At 42.8% G+C, this 24,125-nt stretch carries 24 protein-coding genes; 13 read left to right on the forward strand and 11 right to left on the reverse strand.

Annotation, left to right across the window (positions count from 1 at the left end):
* The first annotated feature begins 5 nt into the window (after positions 1-5).
* The 5 genes from HX021_RS09800 (at position 6) to HX021_RS09820 (ending at position 6,381) form a co-directional block, all read left to right on the forward strand.
* Entirely contained in the window at positions 6-521 is a 516-nt protein-coding gene (locus HX021_RS09800; RefSeq protein ID WP_286590043.1) for a shikimate kinase, read from the forward strand.
* Positions 522-524: 3 nt separating this feature from the next.
* A complete protein-coding gene (locus HX021_RS09805) occupies positions 525-1,466 on the forward strand; it encodes a glycerophosphodiester phosphodiesterase family protein (protein WP_286590044.1) in 942 nt (313 codons plus the stop codon).
* Positions 1,467-1,621: 155 nt separating this feature from the next.
* Positions 1,622-3,100, forward strand: coding sequence for a hypothetical protein (locus HX021_RS09810; RefSeq protein WP_286590045.1), 1,479 nt, complete (start codon positions 1,622-1,624; stop codon positions 3,098-3,100).
* A gap of 96 nt (positions 3,101-3,196) precedes the next feature.
* Positions 3,197-5,002: a cytochrome-c peroxidase gene (locus tag HX021_RS09815; protein WP_286590046.1), complete on the forward strand. Its 1,806-nt coding sequence runs from the start codon at positions 3,197-3,199 to the stop codon at positions 5,000-5,002.
* A 119-nt stretch (positions 5,003-5,121) separates the two neighbouring features.
* Positions 5,122-6,381: a hypothetical protein gene (locus HX021_RS09820; RefSeq protein ID WP_286590047.1), complete on the forward strand. Its 1,260-nt coding sequence runs from the start codon at positions 5,122-5,124 to the stop codon at positions 6,379-6,381.
* A gap of 9 nt (positions 6,382-6,390) precedes the next feature.
* Here HX021_RS09820 and HX021_RS09825 read toward each other — a convergent pair whose 3' ends face one another.
* Genes HX021_RS09825 through HX021_RS09835 form a run of 3 tightly spaced genes read right to left on the reverse strand, consistent with a single transcriptional unit; the run spans position 6,391 to position 7,479 of the window.
* Positions 6,391-6,912, reverse strand: a complete 522-nt coding sequence (locus HX021_RS09825) for a DUF305 domain-containing protein (RefSeq protein ID WP_286590049.1) — start codon at positions 6,910-6,912, stop codon at positions 6,391-6,393.
* Positions 6,913-6,971: 59 nt separating this feature from the next.
* Positions 6,972-7,268: a hypothetical protein gene (locus HX021_RS09830; RefSeq protein ID WP_286590050.1), complete on the reverse strand. Its 297-nt coding sequence runs from the start codon at positions 7,266-7,268 to the stop codon at positions 6,972-6,974.
* A gap of 10 nt (positions 7,269-7,278) precedes the next feature.
* Entirely contained in the window at positions 7,279-7,479 is a 201-nt protein-coding gene (locus HX021_RS09835) for a hypothetical protein (protein ID WP_286590051.1), read from the reverse strand.
* Positions 7,480-7,760: 281 nt separating this feature from the next.
* Here HX021_RS09835 and HX021_RS09840 point away from each other — a divergent pair, with 281 nt between their 5' ends.
* A complete protein-coding gene (locus HX021_RS09840) occupies positions 7,761-8,285 on the forward strand; it encodes a hypothetical protein (protein WP_286590053.1) in 525 nt (174 codons plus the stop codon).
* 201 nt (positions 8,286-8,486) lie between these two features.
* On the opposite strand, the gene HX021_RS09845 is transcribed toward HX021_RS09840, so the two are convergent.
* The 3 genes from HX021_RS09845 to fbaA all read right to left on the reverse strand — a co-directional run bounded on the left by HX021_RS09845 (position 8,487) and on the right by fbaA (position 11,447).
* A complete protein-coding gene (locus HX021_RS09845; RefSeq protein ID WP_286590054.1) occupies positions 8,487-9,155 on the reverse strand; it encodes a sterol desaturase family protein in 669 nt (222 codons plus the stop codon).
* Positions 9,156-9,391: 236 nt separating this feature from the next.
* Complete coding sequence (locus HX021_RS09850) at positions 9,392-10,066, reverse strand: head GIN domain-containing protein (RefSeq protein WP_286590055.1); 675 nt, start codon at positions 10,064-10,066, stop codon at positions 9,392-9,394.
* Positions 10,067-10,367: 301 nt separating this feature from the next.
* A complete protein-coding gene (gene fbaA, locus HX021_RS09855; RefSeq protein WP_286590056.1) occupies positions 10,368-11,447 on the reverse strand; it encodes a class II fructose-bisphosphate aldolase in 1,080 nt (359 codons plus the stop codon).
* A gap of 211 nt (positions 11,448-11,658) precedes the next feature.
* Between fbaA and HX021_RS09860 the strand changes: the two genes are divergently transcribed.
* The 6 genes from HX021_RS09860 to HX021_RS09885 all read left to right on the forward strand — a co-directional run bounded on the left by HX021_RS09860 (position 11,659) and on the right by HX021_RS09885 (position 17,654).
* Positions 11,659-12,006 (forward strand): ArsC family reductase, encoded by a 348-nt coding sequence (locus HX021_RS09860; protein ID WP_286590057.1) that lies wholly within the window; start codon positions 11,659-11,661, stop codon positions 12,004-12,006.
* A gap of 91 nt (positions 12,007-12,097) precedes the next feature.
* Complete coding sequence (locus tag HX021_RS09865; protein ID WP_286590058.1) at positions 12,098-14,044, forward strand: M1 family metallopeptidase; 1,947 nt, start codon at positions 12,098-12,100, stop codon at positions 14,042-14,044.
* Between the two features lie 120 nt (positions 14,045-14,164).
* The gene (locus HX021_RS09870) at positions 14,165-14,851 is read left to right on the forward strand and encodes a peptidase associated/transthyretin-like domain-containing protein (protein ID WP_286590059.1); all 687 of its coding nucleotides are present in this window, start codon (positions 14,165-14,167) and stop codon (positions 14,849-14,851) included.
* Between the two features lie 117 nt (positions 14,852-14,968).
* On the forward strand, positions 14,969-15,382 hold the full coding sequence (locus tag HX021_RS09875; RefSeq protein ID WP_286590060.1) for an RrF2 family transcriptional regulator: 414 nt from the start codon (positions 14,969-14,971) through the stop codon (positions 15,380-15,382).
* A 6-nt stretch (positions 15,383-15,388) separates the two neighbouring features.
* Entirely contained in the window at positions 15,389-16,036 is a 648-nt protein-coding gene (locus HX021_RS09880) for an NAD(P)-dependent oxidoreductase (RefSeq protein WP_286590061.1), read from the forward strand.
* 133 nt (positions 16,037-16,169) lie between these two features.
* Positions 16,170-17,654 carry an amino acid permease gene (locus HX021_RS09885; protein ID WP_286590062.1) on the forward strand — a complete coding sequence of 495 codons (1,485 nt, stop codon included), beginning with the start codon at positions 16,170-16,172 and terminating at the stop codon, positions 17,652-17,654.
* Positions 17,655-17,752: 98 nt separating this feature from the next.
* Here HX021_RS09885 and HX021_RS09890 read toward each other — a convergent pair whose 3' ends face one another.
* Complete coding sequence (locus HX021_RS09890; protein ID WP_286590063.1) at positions 17,753-18,295, reverse strand: DUF1543 domain-containing protein; 543 nt, start codon at positions 18,293-18,295, stop codon at positions 17,753-17,755.
* Between the two features lie 155 nt (positions 18,296-18,450).
* Between HX021_RS09890 and HX021_RS09895 the strand changes: the two genes are divergently transcribed.
* Positions 18,451-19,320, forward strand: a complete 870-nt coding sequence (locus HX021_RS09895) for a serine hydrolase (protein WP_286590064.1) — start codon at positions 18,451-18,453, stop codon at positions 19,318-19,320.
* Positions 19,321-19,499: 179 nt separating this feature from the next.
* Here HX021_RS09895 and HX021_RS09900 read toward each other — a convergent pair whose 3' ends face one another.
* The 4 genes from HX021_RS09900 to HX021_RS09915 all read right to left on the reverse strand — a co-directional run bounded on the left by HX021_RS09900 (position 19,500) and on the right by HX021_RS09915 (position 24,006).
* Positions 19,500-19,976: a hypothetical protein gene (locus HX021_RS09900; protein WP_286590065.1), complete on the reverse strand. Its 477-nt coding sequence runs from the start codon at positions 19,974-19,976 to the stop codon at positions 19,500-19,502.
* Between the two features lie 152 nt (positions 19,977-20,128).
* Positions 20,129-21,016 carry a bifunctional 5,10-methylenetetrahydrofolate dehydrogenase/5,10-methenyltetrahydrofolate cyclohydrolase gene (locus HX021_RS09905; protein ID WP_286590066.1) on the reverse strand — a complete coding sequence of 296 codons (888 nt, stop codon included), beginning with the start codon at positions 21,014-21,016 and terminating at the stop codon, positions 20,129-20,131.
* Positions 21,017-21,081: 65 nt separating this feature from the next.
* On the reverse strand, positions 21,082-22,872 hold the full coding sequence (lepA, locus tag HX021_RS09910; RefSeq protein WP_286590067.1) for a translation elongation factor 4: 1,791 nt from the start codon (positions 22,870-22,872) through the stop codon (positions 21,082-21,084).
* Between the two features lie 144 nt (positions 22,873-23,016).
* Entirely contained in the window at positions 23,017-24,006 is a 990-nt protein-coding gene (locus HX021_RS09915; RefSeq protein ID WP_286590068.1) for a cation diffusion facilitator family transporter, read from the reverse strand.
* Between the last annotated feature and the right edge of the window lie 119 nt (positions 24,007-24,125).

The raw sequence follows: 24,125 nt of genomic DNA on the forward strand, positions 1-24,125 counted from the left end.
AGCATATGCCTAAACCTATCTTTTTAATTGGCTATATGGGTAGTGGAAAGACCACGCTTGGTAAAAAGCTTGCCAGTAAATTAGATCTGCCTTTCATCGATACCGATGAGGAGATTGTGAAACAAATCGGAATGACCATTACCGAATATTTTGGAAAACACGGTGAAGAAGAGTTCAGAAAACTAGAACGTGAACAGCTCCGTCAATTTGCAGACAGCTATGCCGTGATCTCCACAGGAGGCGGTGCGCCATGCTTCTTTGATAATATGGAATGGATCAAGGCCAATGGTTATGCCATCTATCTACAGATGTCACCAAAAGCGCTTTTTGACCGACTTTCTCAATCCAAATTACATAAAAGACCCATCCTGATCGGGAAATCTCCCGATGAGCTCCGCACGTTCATTGAGGATAAACTAACAGAAAGAGAGCCTTATTACACACAGGCCCATTTAACCATCGATCAATTGAATACAACGGTAGAAACTTTAGCCACACTCATCAATCAGTACAATAAATAACCCATGACTAACCGCTTGCGCTATCTTACCTTACTTCTATTGACCGGCCTTTTTATGACCGGCTGTTTTCGCAACGGCGCCAATACCGAAGGACTACCGGTAGGAAAACGGATTCAGCTCAGTACCGTAGAAGAGCTTTATCAATTTTTGACCTATGATGATAACCGTTACCCCCTGGTCAGCCTTCATCGCGGTGGTCCAGCGACTGGATATCCAGAAAATGCTGTAGAGACATTCGCCTACAATGCAAGTCTTCAACCCGTTATTGTTGAATGTGATGTTCGGTTGAGTAAGGACTCCGCATTGGTGCTGATGCATGACAACACATTGAACCGAACGACAACCGGCAAAGGACCTATTAAAGCTAAGACATTAGCCGAACTCAAAAAACTTCGTCTTGTTGACAACAATAAAAAACTGACCCCCTATAAAATCCCAACACTGGAAGAAGCTCTTGCCTGGGGAAAGGGAAAAGTCATCTTTACACTGGATATCAAAAATGATGTACCCTATGAAGCTGTTATCAACGCCATTCGTAAACAGCGTGCAGAAGCCAGTGTGGTTGTCATTACCTACAGTGCCAATCAGGCAGCCAAAATACACAGTCTTGCCGGCGACCTCATGATTTCAGCCTCAATCCGAACAGTGGATGATCTATCACGATTGAATGAAAAAGATATTCCAGACAATAGATTGCTAGCTTTCATTGGCACACGTGAGGCAGATACCCAGCTGACGAAGATACTACATGACCATGGCATCATGTGCATATTGGGGACCTTGGGCAACCTGGATAAACAGGCTTCCAAAAGGGGATTTCAACTCTATGCAGGCTTTATTGATCGTGGTGCAGATATCCTCAGTACTGATCGCCCAACTGAAGCTGGACGTGCCCTTAATTTCTATATCAAAAAACGGGGAATCAGCTCTAGATTTGTACAATAACTATCTTCGCTTTTTCATGGCCACATCTACGCAGTGCAGATCGTTTTCTTAAAAAACAATCCCTATCCCCCTGATGCTGCCCCCCCCCATTATAACCCACATAACCTTAAAATAAAGTTAATGCACAGCTAATATAGCGGCATTACCTTTACGTTATGAGAAGAAACCAAATTACTATCCTGAGCCTACTCTTGTCTATGGCTATGCATAGCTGCAAGGACAATGATAAAATAGAAGGTGGAGAAGAAAAACCTCCTATCGTAACTTTAGAGAATTACTCAAAAGAGCCGGCCTTTGTCTATGCTATGCCCGGCTTTGAGCATTTGAAGGTCACCACCCTGATTTCCAGTTCTGACCAATTGTCAGGCACGCCAGATTTTGTTTTTGCAGGCCAGCCGGATGGCGCTGGTTTTATGAAGGATCCAAACTCCGATGGCTTCCTCATGATCAGCAATCATGAAATCACCCAATCCGTATCACGTGTTTACCTGGACAAAAATTTCAAACCTGTCAAGGGCGAATACATCATGGATGGCAATGGTGGTAGCACGAGGTTATGTTCAGCCACGCTGGCAACACCAGAGGAACATGGTTTTTCAGCCTTCCTAACAGCTGGTGAATCGGGTGAGGAAAGCATGGTCCACGCCCTGGACCCATTGGCTTCTGTAGGACAGCGGTCTGATAAAACACGTGTTAAACCGGCATTGGGAAAAGCCTCCATGGAAAATGCCGTTCCTCTCCCAAAAGATGTTTCCAATGGGAAAACCTATATTTTAATCGGTGAGGACCAATCGTATAGTTCAAGTCACCAGTCTGCCGGACAGTTGATCATGTATGTGGCCGACAAGCAGGGAGATCTAGAAAATGGAAAACTCTATGCCCTGAAACGGAGCAACAGCGATTATACCGAAACAAATATGAAAAAAGGGAGTTCCTATGACGTAGAGTTTGTCGAGATCCCCAATGCGAAAAACCTGACGGGTAAAGAGATTAATAAGCAGAACCTAGACAATCAGGCCATCCGCTTTTCCAGAGTTGAAGATGTGGATTATAGAAAAGGTCAGGGCAATGGTCGTGAGATCTATTTTACCGCAACAGGGCAGTCCAGCGATGGTACCAACCCAACCGAAGGGCTAACTATGTGGGGCCGCGTTTATAAATTGAATTTAGATGCAAAAGACATGATGAAAGGAAAGCTCGAAGTGATTGCTGAGGGAGACTCAGATCCTGGACAGAACCTGATCAACCCCGATAACCTATGTGTGACTGAAAATTATGTCTATATTCAAGAAGATGGTGATTCCTATTATCCCGCAGCCAAACACGATTCTTACATCTGGCAATACAATATGGCTACGAAGGTTTATAAACCCTGGCTCAACATGAACCATAAAAGGGATGACGCCGATTGGCAAAAAAATTACAACCAAAGTGGTAACCTGAATAGATTTGGCTCCTGGGAGTTCGGTGCAATGACCGATGTCTCAGATTTGGTCGGGATACCAAATACCTTTGCCGTCAATATCCACTCCCATACTTGGCAGCATGATAAATTTGCCAATGCAGATGGATCTGGAGCAGTCTCCAATAAAGAAGGCGGGCAGGTTGTCCTCATCAGGGACGTACAAAAATAAATCCCCTGCATGATTATGCTATCTAGCGATATCCCATCTTCCGATGGGATATCGCTCTTTTTATTATTCTGAACTTGAATCTTACAAAATAAATCAATGAAATATTGGATCGTAGCCAGCTTACTTGCTACCGTATTGCTCGCTATCATGTGTCAAGGAAACAAGTCTTCCGTCACCCGAGATTTACACGAAATTCGACAGGAAGTTTTACGAATCAACCATGTTTTTGACAGACAGATCGATCAGCAGCTAACGCTTGTAAAAGATGAACAAGATACCAAACAGCTACAGGCTGGTTTTGACCATTTACGGTCCACTTATAAATCAATGGAATGGGCCGTTGCTTATTTCATGCCTGAAACAGCACGGTTTTTAAATGGTCCCAACCTCGATGAGATTGAACTGGAAGAAAATATGGTGCTTGAGGCCGAAGGTTTGCAGACACTGGAAGAATATTTTTATCCAGCCTATCAGGCAGAAAATAAAGCGGAAACACTTCGTTTTCTCAAAAAGCTAAAAAATAAATCCCTGGCCATAAACACCTATTTTGAAGTCAATACATTATCATTACCCCAATTGATGGAGTCCCTCCGCAACCAAATATTCCGGATTACAACATTAGGCATTACAGGTTTTGACACGCCCCTTTCAGGTAGAGGTCTGCCCGAATCTGCCGATGCCCTCAAGGGGGTAGGGAATATACTGAAAATGCTCAGACCTCAGGTCAAGCATCAGCAGGACATCGACCATACGCTCCATCTTATTGAGACTGCCGAAGCTGCACTCAACCAAAATAGGGACCGTAATAAATTTGACTACCTCACGATGATTGATCAACATCTCAATAGCATATCAGATGCATTATTCGAATTTCGAAAACATGAGAATATCCCCAGCCTAAATATCCACCACCCGATTTCACCCGAAGCATCCAACTTATTCAGTAAAAATGCATTTGAGCCCGACTTTTTCACGCCTGGGGAAAAACAAAAAATGAGCAATGAAAAGGTACACTTGGGGGCCAAGCTATTCAGGGACAATATCCTGTCCGGTGATGGGACACGTTCCTGCATTTCCTGTCATCATCCCGAAAAAGGATTTTCGGACGGAATGACAACACCCTTGACATTGGCCGGAAAAAAGATGGACCGCAACAGCCCTTCCTTATCCTATAGCAACTATCAGCATGGGCAATTTTGGGACATGCGCCGGGAAGATCTCGAAGCACAAAGTATGGATGTCATCACCAATAAAGATGAAATGCATGGCTCAATGGATGAGATCACTACGCGGCTGAATCAAGATGAAACCTATCGGGAGGTGTTTCAGCAGATTTATAAAACAAAGTCCATTGAAACCTGGCAATTGCAGAATGTATTGGCCAGCTATATCCGTTCGCTCGCAACATTTGACTCGAGATTTGATCAATATATGCAAGGAAAATCACAGGCGCTCACGACTGATGAGAAAGCTGGTTTCAATCTTTTCATAGGTAAGGCCAAATGTGCAACCTGCCATTTTATACCCCTGTTTAACGGAACAGTGCCACCTGAATATGCCAAGACCGAATCCGAAGTGCTGGGAACTGCTACTGACCACCGTAACCTACAGCTGGACCAAGATCGGGGCAGAGGACGTTATCACCCAACAATTCCCCAGCTCCAGTATGCTTTCAAAACCCCGACGCTTCGTAATATAGACAAAACTGCTCCCTACATGCATAACGGTGGTTATATGACCCTCGAGCAGGTAATGGATTTCTACAATAAAGGTGGTGGGCAACAATTCGGGTTTACACTAAGCAACCAGACACTTCCAGCTGACAGCCTGGGATTGACCGAACAGGAAACCGCAAAAATCATCGCTTTCCTAAAGACATTGAATGACCCGACCATCCATTGAGGAAGACAAACAGTCTGGAGCCCTGCTATCATGCACATGACGAACAAGATTGGATGCTGAACTTGATGTTTATCTGGATCTAAAAGCTTAATTTAGTTTCCAGAAAATAAGACATGGATATGCTGGACATTTTTAAACATTCGCCCTTCTTTCCACCCGAAAATAACAAGAGTAAAATCTGGCTTGATGGTGACCAGCTCTTTTATCGAGACAACGGGCAACAGGAACAAGTCAGCTTGACAAAATTGCGTTATGCCTATATTGAACTGTTAGGTGGGGAACCCTTCTTATTTTTGTTCGAGGACCACCAGCACTATATCTCTGCAAAATCAAAAGGTTTTTCGAAGGTCTATCCTATACTATCCCAACAATTTGGGTTCCATGATAGTATATTCTTCAATACCATCGGTCAACAGGAGGATTGCAAAGCCAAAATCTGGATTCGGCTGGAAGACTGCAATTACAAAATCCTTCCGGAATCCTATGCAGACGACGACGAAGGCTTTGAAGTATATACCGAACCCAGTCAATTTATTTCCTGGGACATTACCTATGCCGCTATTGAGCGGCTTGGCATAGGACATTACTATACGACAGCCTATGGAACGCGGTATTTTAAGATCGATTACCCGGTCCGTGTAGGTAGTCTGTGGTTGAAACAGCTCGAGATCTATTGTGACAATATTCCCCAGCATCTGGCTGTCCAGGAATATTTCAGTACCTTATATGATTCTTCCAATACCGACAAAAGTTATCAGGATCTCCGGTCACTCTGGCTCGATGATGATGCATATGACCCTGAAGATTATGGCTACGAAAGAGAAGACCAATGTTATTTATCCTTTGATTTCGGAAAGCAGATCTCCAGTTCCATCTGTTACACCTACGACGATGAAACGAGTTATGATGATGGCGGTACCTCACTGCATTTTTACAATCATCGGGATTATTCCAGCTTATTGGAAGATCCTGTCTACGAAAAAACAATCGAAGTCTCCGACATTTTAAAACTGAAGAGAAAGCTGGACATCCAGCAGAACTATCGCCACAATGCTGCGGTCAAGCATATCCCTGCAGCTGTAAACATCCAGCTCGGAAAATCCAGCGGCTTTTGGCTGGACAAAAAGAATAATAAGATCGGTTTTGCCGGAAAAGAAACGAGCGTAACCTATGTCATGGACGACATTGACTATTTTGAAATCCAAAATATCTTACCTGCCAAGGGCCACGGGTATGCTTTATTGCTGGTGTATTTAAAGACAGGAAAATACGATTATCTGTATGAAGCCGACACCTATGAACTGGATCCTTATGCGCAGCAACTAGAAACTTGGAGCGGCAAAAAAGTAGCTATCCCCGAGGCCTATTACAATTGTTGAAGAATCCTTTTATTTTCCCTTTAGTGCTTTGAGTTTACGTTTCATCAATGCAATTTCACGCTGCTGTGTTTCAAGAATACTTTGTTGTAAGGCAATAAGTTCGGGATCGGTCAGTTTGGCTTTCTCTGACATCAATACCGCGGCAGCATGATGTGGGATCATTCCTTTGATAAATTGCTCATCCCCCACATTGATCTGCTCCCGGATACCGAACCAGGAGAAAATACCGACAGCAAGTGTGACCATGGCAATTCCTAGGTTAATGACCCTTTTGGGATACATTGCCTGCATGATCCCCAGCTCAATGAGTAACATGACGGCCGTCATCAATAGCGTCATGTGCAATTGGTTGATATTGAAAATAAGATTTTCCAAACGGTCAATCATGGCAAACATCGTAAAATACATTGCCCAAAACATCACTATGGCCATAAAACCCAAACGGATGTACATCGCCACACCGTGCTTATCATAGGAAGACCCTTTTCTTAAAGCATCCCGTTTTCGCTGGTTGTTCTGTATATGTTCCATAACATTCCCTCTTTTATTTAATCGTTCTGATCTCAGATACACTCCTGTAGCTTCTGAAATTACCATACGTCACGATTGGATATTTTCAAACTATCCCGGGCATAATTGGCCACTTCATCATCGGGATCCGTTGTTGTTACTCGCTGCCTAAGATTCGCCAACCAATCCCCTAAAGCATCCATTGGCGAATCACCACTTCCGAAAATACCCTGATGTGGATCCGGCCCCAATAAACACCAGTATGACGCTTCTTCTTTAAATACGACAGGACGAAGTTCCTTCACTTCAAGAGGAAGTTCGTCGGAATCAAAATCAATAGGTACCACCTTCTCCGCTGCAATCTTCATCTGTTCCATAATGCTCCATTTACAATTTTTTAAGCTCTTCATCAGGCCAAGTAATCAATTCGCTCAACAGATAAGGCTTAGGCTCCGTTTCATCCGTAAATTGTGCCAAAAAATCATGTACATCGCCTTCAACCCTGATCAGTTTTCCGTCCTGAATGACGGCATAGCCCTCCGCGATCCATTGTTCAATTTTTTTTCTGTTGATCTGTATATGCTCCATGTCAGCTCCCTGCTAAAGTTTTCTCCTTATACTCACCTTGTTTTATAGATGAACAATACTATCTCCTATATCGTTTCTCTTATTTTGGTTTAACCGAATTTTCAATTCATATCCGAACAGAAGGAGATACACTAAACCAAAAAAAAATAACAAACTAATAACAAGCACTTTAACTATTTAAATAAAATTATCCAGATGAACAGATCCTTTTGGCAAACTATTTGTTATAACAGCGAAAGTTTTCCTTTCGAAAACTTAACACTAACATTTTTTTTAATATCATGAAAAAAGTACTTCTACCTTTTTTAACACTTTTTACATTATTATTTGTCGCAAATAAGCCGGCAAATGCGCAAACTCCTTACCGGACAGCTATTGGCATCGGAATAGATTTAGGAGATGGGGAATCATTGTTTGGCCCACAGATAAAACATAATTTTGGTGGCCATGATGCCGGAAACGCTCAAGTTTTATTTGGTGATAATATCACCGTGGTCGGTGTAGACTACTCTTATAACAAACGTATTCCTGGATCCCGCGGTCTATCTTGGTATGTGGGTGTAGGTCCTCAAGTATCATTTATTGATTATGGTAAATGGCACAACGACTGGTATGATGACTATCACTGGAAAGATGGCGATACCCATGTTGATTTTGCTATCCGTCCGGCACTAGGCCTAGAGTTCAGAATTCCTGCAGCACCTTTGGCCATGCACTTCGATTGGAAACCTTGGTGGAATCTTTCGCACGGTTCTAACTTTGAGCCTTCACGTTTCTCCCTTGGATTCAAATTTGTCCTCAACTAATGACATTATATCAAAAAAAACCGCAGACACAGCCTCTGCGGTTTTTTTTGATAACCAGTCAAACCTTCCCTGTACAATCCTTTACGAGAGCTGTGATCCAGATCTTATTTGGTGGAACAAAACTGAAATACATAAAAAAACAAAAGCCTTTGGAGCTTATTCCAAAGGCTTTTGTTTTAGACTGTCATTCAACCAATGCAGCTATACTTTCCCTTCTTTTAATGTTGAGGTTTCCTTCTTAGGCTCCTTTTCTTCAAAGCCCGAACGCAGAATCTCGTCCCAGAGTGAAGAACTCACCCCAAATCCTTTCTCAGGATCCGAGTAATGGTGCAACATGTGATGCTGTTTGATCCGCTTAAAGATGCCGCTCTTGAAATTGGCGTGATGCATGGCATAGTGACATTCATCATAAATCAAATAACCGACCATAAATCCCGAGAAGAAACAGGCTAAGATAAACTCATCAGAAAAAAATAAAGTAAATCCCAAATAGACCAAAACTGCCAATGGAATACTCGCAGAGAGTGGCATGACCAGGCGCATGCGGTCCCTTGGATAATCATGATGAACACCATGAAAAATAAATGCGATCCGTTTTCCCCATGTTGATGTGGGATGATAGTGAAATACCCAGCGGTGCAGGGCATACTCAAATGCAGTCCAAAATGCCAGTCCGAAGATAAAATACCCGATATATGTAAGGAAAGGAACTTCTCCCCAAACCAGTGCCTTATAAGAAAAGAAAACAACTACAGGTACATAGAAAATCAACGGTACACTCCAGTGCACTTTCGTCAAAGACTCCAAAAAGTCATTTTTGAACATACGCGTAGATTCCGTAGAATTTGAAACATAATTACGCTTTGCCATAATACTATTTTTATTATTCCCAACACAAAAATAAGTATTTTAAGCACAAATGAAGAAGGCTCCGGAGCAGAAAAACAAAATATTTGACCTTTTCAACAAAAAAGTTAAACAGCCCTTTCCTGCTCCCAGAAGCGTAAACCCTTTTATTTCATCTTTTAACTCTAATTTCCTAAAGTTTCGCTATAATTCATCAAAAACAGCTTCCTACCAAAATTGACAAAATCAAGACAGTTTCCTTATTTAAAGTTGACCGTTCCACCGGCCATCTTCTTCTCTACACGTTGTTCGGGCTTACCATAAACATCGATCACTCCTCCCCCACGGGTTTTCGTTTCAATCGAATCCACGGCATGCACTTCAGCTTTACCGCCGCCATTAACGGTCACCAGGGTAGTCGTCGTCTTAAAATCCTTTCCTTCGTATTTACCACCAAAATTAGAAATGACCTCTTGTCTATTTGCTTTTCCATAAAGTGCCACAGTTGCTCCTGAAGTTACCTTCACTTCAGCAGTTTTGGCATCTGCATATAAATCTACTAAGCCACCTTCTGAAGCATATACTTTTAAATGATCAGCTGAGATCGTATTCTTTGTTGTTGCAAATACCTTCGCGCCTTTTTTAGCCTCTACATTTTTCAGGCTCTTATAATAGACCTTAACAGAAATATTTCCTCCCTGTAGCATATTTAACGTATTCATCTTCAATGCAAGGGCGCCGTTGGTATTGACCACTTTCACATTTTCGTAATTCTGCCCTTCAAAGGTCACCAAAGATTCGTCTGACTTGATCAATTCGACCTGTATCTTATCGGTCGCCAGCACTGAACTAAAATCGCCAACATTTTGTTTTGCCTGTCCAAACCCCACCTGGGTCATCAATAAAAAAATTGCACTAAGTCCTAAAAATTTCATACGCAAATAATTTTTCTTTTAAAAGTCCGACCGAATATCCCGCATACTCAGCAATTTCTCTGCAAATTAACATGGATATTCATCCGGATATACCTGTTTTTTCTTAATAGCCGTAAATAATAGCACGGTTCATTGGCCCTATTGTTTTTGAAGCCTGACCGCTGTGATTTATCGGACTTTCGCCTCCAACAGTTGTCAAAAAATAAGCCAATCCCGTTAATTAAAGGGATTTTTAACCAATTTTGACATAAAAAAAGGCGTCCTAAAAAATAGGACACCTTTTTATTAAAATTTTGACAGCTTACAATTTGCTGTTTACATCTACTGCATTCAAATCACCAAATGCCTCTTTCAAACGGGCAACAAACGCGTCTTCACCTTTACGTAACCAGACACGCGGGTCATAAAACTTTTTATTTGGCGAATCAGATCCTTCAGGATTACCGATCTGGCCTTGTAAATAATCATGGTTTTTAGCTTCGTATGCTCTTACACCATCCCAAAATGCCCATTGCATATCTGTATCGATATTCATTTTGATCGCTCCATAGGAAATAGCCTCAGCAATTTCTTCCGGCGAAGAACCCGAACCACCATGGAAGACAAAATTCACTGGCTTCTCAGCCGCAAGATTATATTTCTCACGGATATATTGTTGTGAATTATGCAGAATGACAGGCTGTAATTTTACATTACCAGGTTTGTACACACCATGTACGTTACCAAATGCCGCAGCAACTGTAAATTTGTCAGATACTTTCGACAATTCTTCATACGCATAAGCAACCTCTTCAGGTTGTGTGTATAATTTAGAACTGTCTACATCTGAATTGTCAACACCATCTTCCTCTCCACCAGTAACACCCAATTCGATTTCTACAGTCATTCCCAGTGGTTTCATACGCTCCAGGTATTTTTTTGAAATCTCGATATTCTCTTCAATAGGCTCTTCAGACAGATCCAACATATGCGAGGAGAACAATGGCTTACCATGTTGAGCAAAGAATTTTTCACCTGCATCCAACAAACCGTCGATCCAAGGTAAAAGTTTTTTAGCCGCATGATCCGTATGTAAGATAACAGCAACACCGTAATGTTCTGCAAGAAGGTGTACATGCTGTGCCGCAGATACTGCCCCCAATACACAAGCTTGTAAATTATCATTATTCAATGATTTACCAGCATAGAATTGCGCACCGCCATTGGACAATTGAATAATGACAGGAGAGTTTACCGCTTTTGCGGTTTCCATCACCGCATTGATCGAATTTGTTCCGATAATATTTACCGCAGGTAAAGCGAATTTGTGCTTCTTCGCTACTTCAAACAACTCTTGTACTTGATCACCTGTCAATACACCTTTAAAATCTTTTAGGCTCATATTTCTGTTATTGATTTATTTAATCTTTATTAACTCTTGAAGCTACTAAATTATTAAAAATAATTATTACTTCCTAATTTTTATAGTGTACTAAATACACTATCATTTCACCGGGAATGGCATAGTCTGGAAAAAATTCATCATAAAGCACCCAACCTATTTGAAAACCCGGGGGATTGACTAAATTTGAATACACTAATTTATAATCATTATGCTACAGGTATACGGTATCAAGAATTGTAACACGGTAAAGAAGGCATTGACATGGCTGGAAGAGAATAACCTTCCGTTCCAATTTCATGACTTCAAAAAAGAAGGTGTCAGCGAGGAAAAGTTAAAAGAATGGGAGCAACAGGCTGATTGGCAATCTTTGGTCAATAAAAAAGGAACCACCTGGAAAAAGCTGACGCCCGAAGAACAGGCCCAGGTAGTCGATGCCGAGAGTGCCAATCAGGTCCTTCAGCAATACAGCAGTATGATCAAACGGCCGGTCATTGAACATGGCAGTGGTATCCTGCTGGGATTTAATGAAGACGAATACAGGGTCAACTTAAAATAATTGTTACAAGCTCTCTAAAAAAGAGCTTTTTTTGGCCTTATGTACTTTTCATTGTATATTGGAGCAGATAAACAATATAATTCAAACACATATGATGAAAAGATTTGCATTGGCTTCCTTAAGCCTTGTTGCATTGAGCTACGCTTTTCCGTCCTTCTCGCAAGAGAAAACTTCCAATTATAGTTATACAGAGGCATTTGCGCCATTATTTTTCAACAATAATGGCACGGAATACCGGTCAGCAGCAGGCAAACCTGGTATCGGTTATTGGCAAAATGCCGCTGACTATAAGATAAAGGCATCGCTTAATGATCAAAATGATCAGATCACAGGAGCCGTCGAGATCACCTATAGCAACAATAGTCCCGATGATATGGATTATCTTTGGCTCCAGCTGGATCAGAATATGTTTTCCCAGCATGGGCGTGGGCAGCTGATCTCCCCTTTGACCAACAGTCGTTATGGTGATGGAAATTCTACCTTTGACGGCGGCTATCAGATTCAATCTGTTACAGACGCCAATGGCAATGCCATTGAGCATATCATCGATGACACCCGGATGCAGCTGAGGCTTCCCGCTGCACTTAAAAAGAAAGGTGGGAAAATAACCTTTAAGGTCGCTTACCAATATACTATTCCACAATATGGAGCAGACCGTACCGGTATTCTGGACACCAAGAATGGAAAGATCTATGCCATTGCTCAATGGTTTCCACGGCTCTGTGTATATGATGATATCAGGGGTTGGAACACATTGCCTTATACCGGTCCTGGTGAGTTCTACCGTGAATTTGGCAATTATCAGGTGGAGGTTACAGCTCCAGCCAACCACATCGTTGTCTTAGGTGGCGAACTCTTAAATCCACAAGAAGTATTTACGGCCGAACAGTTTAAAAGATACCAACAGGCACAGCGCAGCGATGAAACCGTACTGATCCGTTCGGCAGAAGAAGTGATCGCCAAAGATTCCAGACCAGATAAAAAGACCCTGACCTGGAAATATCAGCTCAATAATGCACAAGATATTGCCTGGGCCTCCTCCAAGGCCTTCATATTGGATGGAGCAAAAATAAATTTACCAAGTGGAAAAAAAGCCCTGGCTTTATCCGCCTATCCCGTCGAAAGCAATAGCAACAATGCCTGGGAGCGCTCTACGGAATACACCAAGGCCGCTATTGAGATCTACTCCAAAAATTGGTTCGAATATCCTTATCCCGTGGCCGTGAATGTTGCTTCCAATGTCGGCGGCATGGAATATCCAGCGCTGTCTTTTTGTGGTCATCAAGCCAAAGCCGGCTCACTCTGGGGAGTCACCAATCATGAGTTCGGCCACAACTGGTTCCCGATGATTGTCAGTTCCAATGAACGCGAACATGGCTGGATGGATGAAGGATTTAATACTTTTATCAATGAACTGGCGACACAAGAATTCAACGATGGTGAATATTATCGCTCGCAGGCAAGCAGGCCTTATATATTTACTTCCCGGAACCTTGAACCCATCATGAGCACACCTCAGAATATGAAAGAACGCAATATCGGGGCCTTGGTGTACTACAAACCAGCCTACGGCCTTAAATTATTACGTAACGAAATCATTGGTAAAGAGCGTTTCGATTATGCCTTTAAGAAATACATTCAGGAATGGGCCTATAAACATCCAACCCCAGAAGATTTTTTCAAGGCAATAGAAAATGGTACCGGAGAAAGCCTTAACTGGTTCTGGCGCGGGTGGTTTGTGAACAATTGGCAGATGGATCAAGGCATCAAGTCGGTTTCTTATGTCAACAACGAGCCAAAACTCGGTGCGCTGATTACCGTTGAAAATCTGGAAAAGCTACCGATGCCCATTATCGTCGAAGCAACCACCGCCTCAGGAAAGAAAATACGGAAAAAATTACCTGTAGAAGTTTGGGAAAGAAACAATGTCTGGCAATTTAAAATCCCTACAACAGAAGCATTGCAATCCGTTCAGCTAGATCCCGATGCCGTCATGCCGGACAAAAATCCAGATAATAACACCTGGAAAGCAAATTAGACAGATAATTCAAATTCTATTCGTTATTTTTGATAACAGGAAATTAAAATCATGAAACCATCATGAGCAGAGGAGAAAACGGCTTCATGATGGTTTCATTGCGATTAAACTATTATTCTCATGAAAATCATACAAACGATTCTAAGTTGCTTAGTTCTTTCGCTGATCGGCAGACAGCTCGTTGCACAGGAAAAAACACAGGGAATTATTATGGAACTGGTCAGTGGTGAAAAAATTGAGGGAGCACAGATCCAGAACCTACGCAACATGGTAGAAGTACAGACCAATAAGGACGGTTCCTTTGCCATAGAAACCAACATCAATGATCTGCTGCTGATCAAGGCATCAGGGTATGAACAGGATACGGTATTTATCTACGATACCAGCCTGCGTAGAATATATTTGAATAGAATAAACAATCCCATCGAACTGACCGAGGTCATTGTCGAGCGGATGACCGATAGCAGGCTCGCGGCAGAGATCCAACGCGAAAAAATTGCTGGAAAATACTCCGATGTCAGCCAGCAACGCGGCGGTATACGAATTTCACCCAGCCGTATCTTTAGCAAAGAAGGAAAACAGGCACGATCCAACTACAAGCTTTTGGTAGCAGAACAGGAAAAAAGAGCCGTTGACCGCAAATTCACCGAACGCCTGATCAAAGAACTGACACCATTGGAGGGTGCAGACCTTGCCTTATTCAAAGAACAATTTAGGCCATCCTACAAGTTTGTCCATAACAGCAGCGAGGAAACCCTGAAAGTATATATCATGGATAGCTATAAAAAATTTAACGAGAAAAAATAAAAAACACCCCTTTTTATCAGCGTATTGTCAGAAGGCTTTAAACTGTAATATTTTTTATTTCAGTTTAAAGCCTTTTCTATTACTTTTGTACCATAAATTTTAAAATCAGTTAAGGGAATGTTACATAATTTGAGATTTGCCACCGCATTGCACATTATGGTGTTGGCCCAGTTGAATGAATCCGATCAATGGCTTTCTTCGGACTTTATAGCCTCCAGCATCCAGGTGAATCCGGCTATTGTGCGCAAGGAAATCGCTTCCCTGAAAGCGGCATTCCTCTTGACCAGTAAAGAAGGTAAAGGTGGCGGTATTCGTATTCATCCTGAAAATGACAAGATTACACTTGCCGACATTTATCTGAGCACCAAACAGGAAGAGCTTGTTGGCAAATTCAACAATCCCAATCCCAACTGTATAGTGGGTAAGCATATCAATTCCAAATTGCAAGATCTCTATCAGGAAGTCGACACTGATATTGTCTCCCGTTTGGAAAAAATAGCGCTGGCTGATTTTAGTAAAACATTTAATTGAAAAAATATGAAAGTAGCAGTTATTGGATCCACAGGCTATGTTGGATCCCATCTCGTAAAAGAACTGGTTGACCGCAACTATGATGTAATTGCCATTGCGCGCCATACCGACAGTATTCCGTCCAACGACAGAATCACTAAAATTCAGGCCGACGTCACAGATCAGGCTCAGTTGGTAAACGCTCTAAAAGGGGCCGATATCGTTGTCTCGGCATTCAATGCCGGCTGGACCAACCCCGATCTTTATGCCGATTTTACAAAAGGGGCTTTGGCCATCCAACAAGCAGTCAAAGATGTCGGTGTGCGACGCTTTATCGTTGTCGGTGGAGCAGGGAGCCTCCTGGTTGAAGGAAAACGTCTGGTGGACGCCCCAGACTTCCCTGCGGCAATCAAACCCGGGGCACTGGCCGCAGCAGATTATCTCGATACGATCCGAAAGGAAGAGCAGCTCAGCTGGACCATGATCAGTCCTGCCATTGAGATGAATTCACATGCGGGCGGAACCAGGACAGGCCAATACCGTACTGGCTTAGACCAGCCCGTATTCGATCAGGAAGGACGTTCCAGGCTGTCCGTTGAAGATCTTGCGGTTGCCATAGTCGATGAGATCGAAAATAAACAGTTTATTAACAAACGTTTTACGGCCGCCTATTAAGCACATACAATCGATTGATTGTAGATTTTATAACAAAAGGGAAGCGCAATCTTCCCTTTTGTCGTTGATATCATTTATATTTGACATAAATTAAACAATTAAAAAGCTAAATCATCGTAAAAGAATTAATCCTATGCTATTTAAAAAATCGATTCCTCAACTGATTGCTGAGGCCAACGAAAATGGTGAACATACGCTAAAAAGAACCCTGTCCAGTACAGGACTTATTGCATTAGGTGTGGGCGCTATCATTGGAGCAGGGCTATTTTCCCTCACCGGGATTGCTGCTGCGGAAAATGCAGGGCCAGCTGTTATCCTGTCATTCATTATCGCTGCCGTGGGCTGTGCTTTTGCAGGTCTCTGTTACGCTGAATTTGCCTCCATGATCCCTGTTGCCGGAAGTGCCTATACGTACTCCTACGCAACCATGGGCGAATTCGTTGCCTGGATTATCGGCTGGGATCTGGTACTGGAATATGCCCTTGCCGGTGCCACTGTTGCCGTCAGCTGGTCCCAATATTTCAATCAGCTCCTGATGATTTTCCATATACACCTGCCCGACATCTTCCTCAAAGGACCATGGGAAGGTGGAATGGTCAATTTACCGGCAATCATCATCGTCTGTTTACTCTCGCTGTTACTGATGCGTGGCACCCAAGAATCCTCTACCGTAAATAACATATTGGTGATCTTAAAAGTAGGTGTTGTCCTCATTTTTATAGCATTAGGATGGAGCTTTATAAATCCTGCAAATCACGATCCTTTTATTCCGACCAATGCTGGGGAGGAGCTCGTCAAAAGTGGACAGCAAAGTCTGTGGTCCTTTTTAAAGAGTGACGATTTTGGCCATTTCGGGATTAGCGGTGTGCTACGTGCGGCAGGAGTTGTGTTCTTTGCCTTTATTGGTTTTGACGCGGTAAGTACCGCCGCACAGGAAGCTAAAAATCCAAAAAAGGGCATGCCTATCGGTATCATCGGTTCATTGATCATCTGTACCCTACTCTATGTGCTGTTTTCCTATGTCATGACGGGCATTGAAAACTATGCGGTATTTAAAGGCGATGCCAAACCGGTGGCCACAGCATTTGCAAAAACAGGTTACCACTTTCTCAATACAGCGCTGATCATTACCATTATTGCCGGTTATACTTCCGTGATTCTTGTGATGTTGCTCGGCCAGAGCCGTGTATTCTACTCCATGAGTAAGGACGGACTGTTGCCTAAAGTCTTTTCGGATCTTTCCAAAAGACAGACACCATGGAAAACAAATGCAATTTTCATGGTATTTGTCAGTATTTTCGCAGGCTTTGTTCCAGTATCCGATCTTGGACACATGGTCAGTATCGGCACTTTATTTGCCTTCACATTGGTTTGTGTTGGAATATTGGTCCTTCGCAAAACCGATCCGAACCTAGAGCGCCCTTTCAGAACACCATTGGTTCCTTTTGTTCCGATCATGGGTATCCTGGTCTGTATCCTGATGATGGCATCGCTGCCCATTGAAAGCTGGGAACGATTGGCAATCTGGCTGGCTTTAGGCCTCTTGATTTATTTTATATACGGTAAAAAACATAGCGTGATTCGCAAACAACATCGGGACCAACAGCAAATTGGTTAACATCAAAAAAGGGCGTCTATTTTTAGACTGCCCTTTTTTGATCATCCTATTTTTTATTAGCTACACTCTTCCAATCCGGGTACCCTTTCCACAAATTACTATAAAGCACTCAGCTTAAAGTACCCATTCGTGATCACATCGTCCTTAAGTCCCATTTTTGAGACAATCTGGATACCATATTTCGCTTTGTCCGCCGCCAGCAGTAAATCCTCTATTTCATAGATATCATCTACATCCAGTCCATATTTATCATCAATATGCGCTGAACCATGATGTTTCCAGAAAACAGTCCGTTTCGCCTTTTCTGTAGCCTTGGCCAAATTGGGGGCAACAATAAGCTCCTTGTAATGCGATTCATCAAACTCATTCGGTTTATAACCGCCAAGATTGACAAAAAACAACTTTAATGCAGTGTCCGGCATCAGGAGATCATTTTTCTCCACCACACTGATTTCGTACTCGCCAATTTTATTGACCACACGATAGGCATCAATATGGATTTTACCGTCTGCTTCAGGCCAGAAGTCCCTGATCGGTTCAACAAAATCCCGGAGTTCATTCCCGATACCGAAGAAAATATCATGTTGTTCAGTACGTCTATTTTTCGGTTTACAACCGATTAAAATCATAAATAATTTCATATGCAAATAATCTATCTTTCAATGGTCATATGGAATATCCAGGTTATTTTCATCCCTGTTTGTGCCTGCTAATCATGGATATTTCATAACTTCAGCCCTATAAACAATAAAAATAACTATTATCCAGCACATTTAACAACTATTCAAAACCCGCCATGCGTAACATTTTTCTATCCATGATCCTACTGCTTCTTTCCCTGTCCATCTATGGGCAGAAGCGGACGACAGATAAAAAGCTCGAATCACATATTAAACAACTCATACAGGGGTTTCAAGGGGATGTTGGGATCTATGTACATCATCTCAAGAAAAATAAAGAGGTCAACATCCAGGCCGACAGCATCTTCCCTACTGCAAGTGTGGTCAAAATACCTATTCTGGTCGGTATTTTTGACAAAATCAACAAGGGGCAGCTGCAGCTGGACCAACGCTTTCTTTACCGTGAGGCACAAAAATATGGTGGTTCGGGTCTGATGCAGTTTTTCAAGGACAGTACTCAGGTAGACCTCAAGACCTTGATTGCCCTGATGTTATCATATAGTGATAATGTTACTAGCATCTGGAACCAAAAGCTGGCCGGTGGTGGCATTCAGATCAACGAGCTGATGGCCGGGCTGCAACTGCAAAATACCCGGGTCAACTCCCAGACCGAAGGCAGACAGGCCGATTGGCAAAAATATGGCTGGGGGCAAACAACGCCAAAAGAAATCGCAGATCTGCTGACCTTGATCCGCCAGGGAAAAGTAGTGTCGGCAACAGCTTCGGATCAGATGTACCGATTGCTGGGCAATATGTTCTATGATGAAAGAGGGCTCTCTCAGATTCCGCCCACAGTCAAGACCGCGTCCAAAACAGGTTCATTGGATGATGTCCGGAACGAGGTCATTCTGGTCAACGCACCTAAGGGAGACTATGTATTCAGCATATTCACCAAAAACAACCAAGACCAGAGCTGGGGGAAAACAAATGCAGCTGAAGTCCTGACCCGTAAGCTTTCCAAATTACTGTGGGAATATTACAAGTAAGGGACATCACTGTCAAACGACAGCTGCTGCTACATCAACAGTTCCAGTAGAGACATCAGGCTTATGGGGCAGCTCCTGCTGACCATCAGGTAAGGAGGCAATAACGGTAAAAAAAGAACCGGGGCTCACTTGGTGGCCCCGGTTCTTTTTTGTCTAATTAATGCGTACTCCCGAAGAGATTAGTTCTTCAGCGCTTCACCAACATTTTTGGCTTTACGGCTGATATCCTCACCTACTTTCTTCGAGGCATCTTTCACATCTTCAGCTGCTTCTTTTGTTTTATCCACAGCAGTATTTGTCGCATCTACTGTTGCATCTTTAGCATCTTTCAGACCTTCTTTTACGTCTTCCCCAGCATTGCGCAAGGCGTCTTTGGTTTTCTCCCAGGCAGTATTGGCTTCCTCAGTTGCCGCGCGTGCCTTTTCCTCAGCTGCTTTATCACCCTTGGCGATGGCATCATCCAGATCTTTCTTAGCTTGTTCAGCTTTCAAGCGCGCATTTTCTTCCGCATTCTTTAAATCAGCGATCGCCGCATCAACATGTTCACCAACTGTCTGTGCAGAGTCCGTTTCCGTAGAAGCTTTTTGCTCTGAATTGTTGCAGGAAGACATCAACAATGCTCCTGCCACTACTGCTAAAAGTGCAATTTTTTTCATGCTAATATTTGTTTTTAATGGCTTTGAAGTAACCATAAGCTTTTATATACCTTGATTTAAGTATACCTAAAAACCCATGATGATTTCACCTCAGTTTGTAATTAATGATTAATTCCTTATCAATTTACAACTTCTATGCCAAATAGACAATATTATTGTTTTGGATAAATAGTTCCCTTGGCTGCCTCTAATGTATTTTTCAATAATCCGACAATCGTCATCAGCCCCACCCCACCAGGTACCGGAGTAATCCAGGAAGCTTTGGGGGCAACATGTTCAAAGTCCACGTCACCGTACAGTTTAAATCCAGATTTTGTTGTGGTTGAGGTTTCTCTGTTGATCCCCACATCAATCACCACCGCACCTTCTTTGACCATGTCAGCGGTGACAAAATTTTTCTTACCGATGGCCGCCACGACAATATCACCGCGAAGCACCTCTGTTTTAAGGTCCTTTGTTCGGCTATGCGTCAATGTAACAGTACAGTTTCCAGGATTGGAATTACGGGCAAGCAGGATACTCATGGGAGATCCCACGATATTGCTACGGCCCACGACAACGGCATGTTTGCCTGCTGTATCGATTTTATAATAATCCAGCATCAACATAATGCCATAAGGAGTGGCAGGAATAAAACAAGGCAGGTTACGCTGCATACGACCTAGATTGATCGGATGGAACCCATCCACATCCTTACGATAATCAATAGCCTCAGTCACCTTGTCCGGATCGATGTGTTTTGGCAATGGCAATTGTACAATCAGACCGTCGATATGGTCATCTTGATTGATTTCCTTGATCTTGGCGATCAATTCCTCTTCCGTGATTGTTTCATCATAACGAATGTTGGTGGATTCAAAGCCAACCAATTGACAATTGCGCATTTTACTGGCGACATAGGTTTCACTGCCACCATCATTACCGACAAGGATAGCGACAAGATGTGGTTTTCGGCCGGTTTGGGTTGTAAATTCAGCGGCGTCCAACGCAATTTGCTCTTTAATTTTTTCGGAAACTAATTTACCATCTAATAGATTCATGTTTAGGAGATTTTATTGTATTTAAAAGGAGCCCAAGAGCTCCTTTATTTTTTTATTATATACGATTAATCCAACTTCAATACCGCCATAAATGCAGATTGCGGAATTTCTACGTTCCCCACCTGACGCATGCGTTTTTTACCTTTTTTCTGTTTCTCCAACAATTTACGCTTACGTGAGATATCACCACCATAACATTTTGCCGTTACATCCTTCCGAAGTGCGGAGATGGTTTCCCGGGCGATGATCTTCGCTCCAATAGAAGCCTGGATACGGATCTCAAATTGTTGGCGCGGAAGCAGTTCCTTTAGTTTTTCACAGATTTTCTTACCAAAATCGTAGGCATTGCTGCGATGAATCAAAGAAGATAAGGCATCCACAGGTTCGTCATTCAGCCGGATATCCAATTTGACCAGGTCCGAAGTACGGTAGCCGATCTGATGATAATCAAATGAAGCATATCCTTTGGAAATTGTTTTCAGTTTATCGTAAAAATCAAATACGATCTCCCCCATTGGCATCTCAAAGACCAGTTCCACACGATCTGAAGTCAGGTAATGCTGATTCATGATCGTACCACGTTTCTGGATACAGAGCGACATGATCGGGCCGACAAAGTCTGATTTCGTGATGATGTTAGCCTTGATATAAGGTTCTTCGATGGAATCCAATTTACTGGGATCAGGCAGGTCGGAAGGATTATGAACAATAACTTCCTCCTTATCCCTGGTCATATAAGCCTTATACGAAACGTTGGGAACGGTTGTGATCACCGTCATATCAAATTCCCTTTCCAGACGTTCCTGAATAATCTCCATGTGGAGCATGCCCAGGAAGCCACAACGGAAACCAAAACCCAAGGCGGCTGAAGATTCCGGTTCAAAGACCAAGGAAGCATCATTCAGCTGAAGGCGGTGCATGGACTCGCGCAATTCTTCGTAATCTTCGGTATCCACCGGATAGATCCCCGCAAAGACCATGGGTTTCACTTCTTCAAAACCCTGGATAGCTTCAGCACAAGGGCGTTCTTTATGTGTAATGGTATCCCCAACTTTTACTTCTCTTGCTTCCTTGATACCAGAAATGATATAACCAACGTCGCCGGTCTTGATGACTTCTTTTGGCACCTGGTTCAACTTTAGCGTACCGATCTCATCGGCGAAATATTCCTTACCCGTGGCCACAAATTTCACTTTGTCACCTTTACGGATTTCACCATTTTCAACCTTGAAATAAGCCATGATCCCACGGAAGGAGTTGAATACAGAATCAAAGATCAATGCCTGCAATGGTGCGTCCGGATCACCTACGGGGTGTGGAATACGTTCTACAATAGCTTCCAAAATATCCGGTACCCCAAGACCAGTCTTTCCCGAAGCTGGGATGATCGCATCACGGTCGCCACCGATCAGATCCACGATCTGATCTTTCACTTCCTCAGGCATGGCACCTGGAAGGTCCATCTTGTTTAAGATCGGGATAATCTCCAGATCATGTTCCAGCGCAAGGTATAGATTCGAAATCGTTTGTGCCTGAATCCCCTGTGAAGCATCTACAATAAGCAATGCACCCTCACAGGCCGCAATAGAACGGGAAACTTCGTATGAAAAGTCAACGTGTCCGGGAGTATCGATCAGGTTCAGGATATATTCCTGACCATCTTTTTTATAATTCATCTGGATGGCGTGACTCTTGATCGTAATACCACGTTCACGTTCCAAATCCATATTATCAAGTAATTGTGCCTGTGCTTCACGCTGACTAATGGTATTGGTATACTCTAAAAGGCGATCTGCCAAAGTACTTTTGCCATGGTCAATATGCGCAATAATACAGAAATTACGAATGTGCTTCATATAGGATTTTTAAACTCTTTTGCTAAAAGGCAAAGATACCTTTTTTTATACATATTTATAAGAATCAAGTATATTTTTCATCTCCGCCATCAGGAGGATATCGGATCATCTGTACCAGTCGGCAATCCGGTCTCCCCCAGCCCATCAGTCGGCTGTGGCATATAGAAAATGCTTTTGGTTGCGGGTGACATTATCCATATCCCAGGCAATCCTGGATTGAAAGGCTTCCGAGCGGACTGGACAGTCCTTGACCTGACAATAACGGCAGCATTGCGGTAAGCAGGGATCAGCATGCACAAAAAACTCCGTACGGACAGACATCTCTTTATTTACGATCTTATCCACCTCCGAAATCTCATCGTGGACTTTAACCAGGTCAAAATAATGAGGTAAAGTCAGGTGACAGTCAATATGGAGTTCATTGCCATAACGCTGTACCCTGAGGTTGTGGACATCAATCCATTCTGCTTTTCGATTGCGTTCCAAGATTTCAACCACATCCTGCACCAATGCTGTATCCGATTCGTCCATCAGTCCACCAATGGATTGACGGAGTAGTTTATAACCATTGAACAGAATAAAAAGCCCAAGAATGAGGGAAATCACCACATCGATCCATAGGAACCCCGTCAGCTTCATGATGATTAAGCCCAATATCAATCCAATCGTGCTATAGGCATCCACCTGAAGATGTTTGCCATCGGCTATCAGAGTAATAGACCCCAAAGCACGTCCCCTTTTCATGATATAAAAACCTATGGCAAAATTGACCAGTGAAGTCAGGCCAATCAGATAAATCCCTTGTTCCAGACGAGTAATCTCTGCAGGAAAAAAAAGCGTGTAGCAAGCTTTGGCCAAAATAATCGCCCCAGCAATAAAGATCAGTCCACCTTCCAGAAATACCGAGAAAAACTCCACTTTCCCATGTCCATAGGGATGGTTTTCATCTCTAGGCTGCGCAGCGAGATAAATACTATAAAAAGCAAAACCCGAAGCAATCACATTGACGATACTTTCTGCTGCATCCGTAAAAATTGCACTGGAGTCTGTCAGGAAATACGCAACAAACTTAACGATCATTAAACTTATTCCCGTAAACAGCGATAATAAAACCAATCTTCTTTGTCTCGACATGGCAGTTATTTTGTAGGGCAAAGGTAAAGATATAACGGCAAATCCAGTCGATTAGTTTTGAACATCCCAGCCTAAAAACCAACATGGGGAGTCCTTGGATTGGCTCAATAGCTCTTTTG

It is taken from the genome of Sphingobacterium sp. N143, assembly GCF_030325625.1.
Classification (GTDB): domain Bacteria; phylum Bacteroidota; class Bacteroidia; order Sphingobacteriales; family Sphingobacteriaceae; genus Sphingobacterium.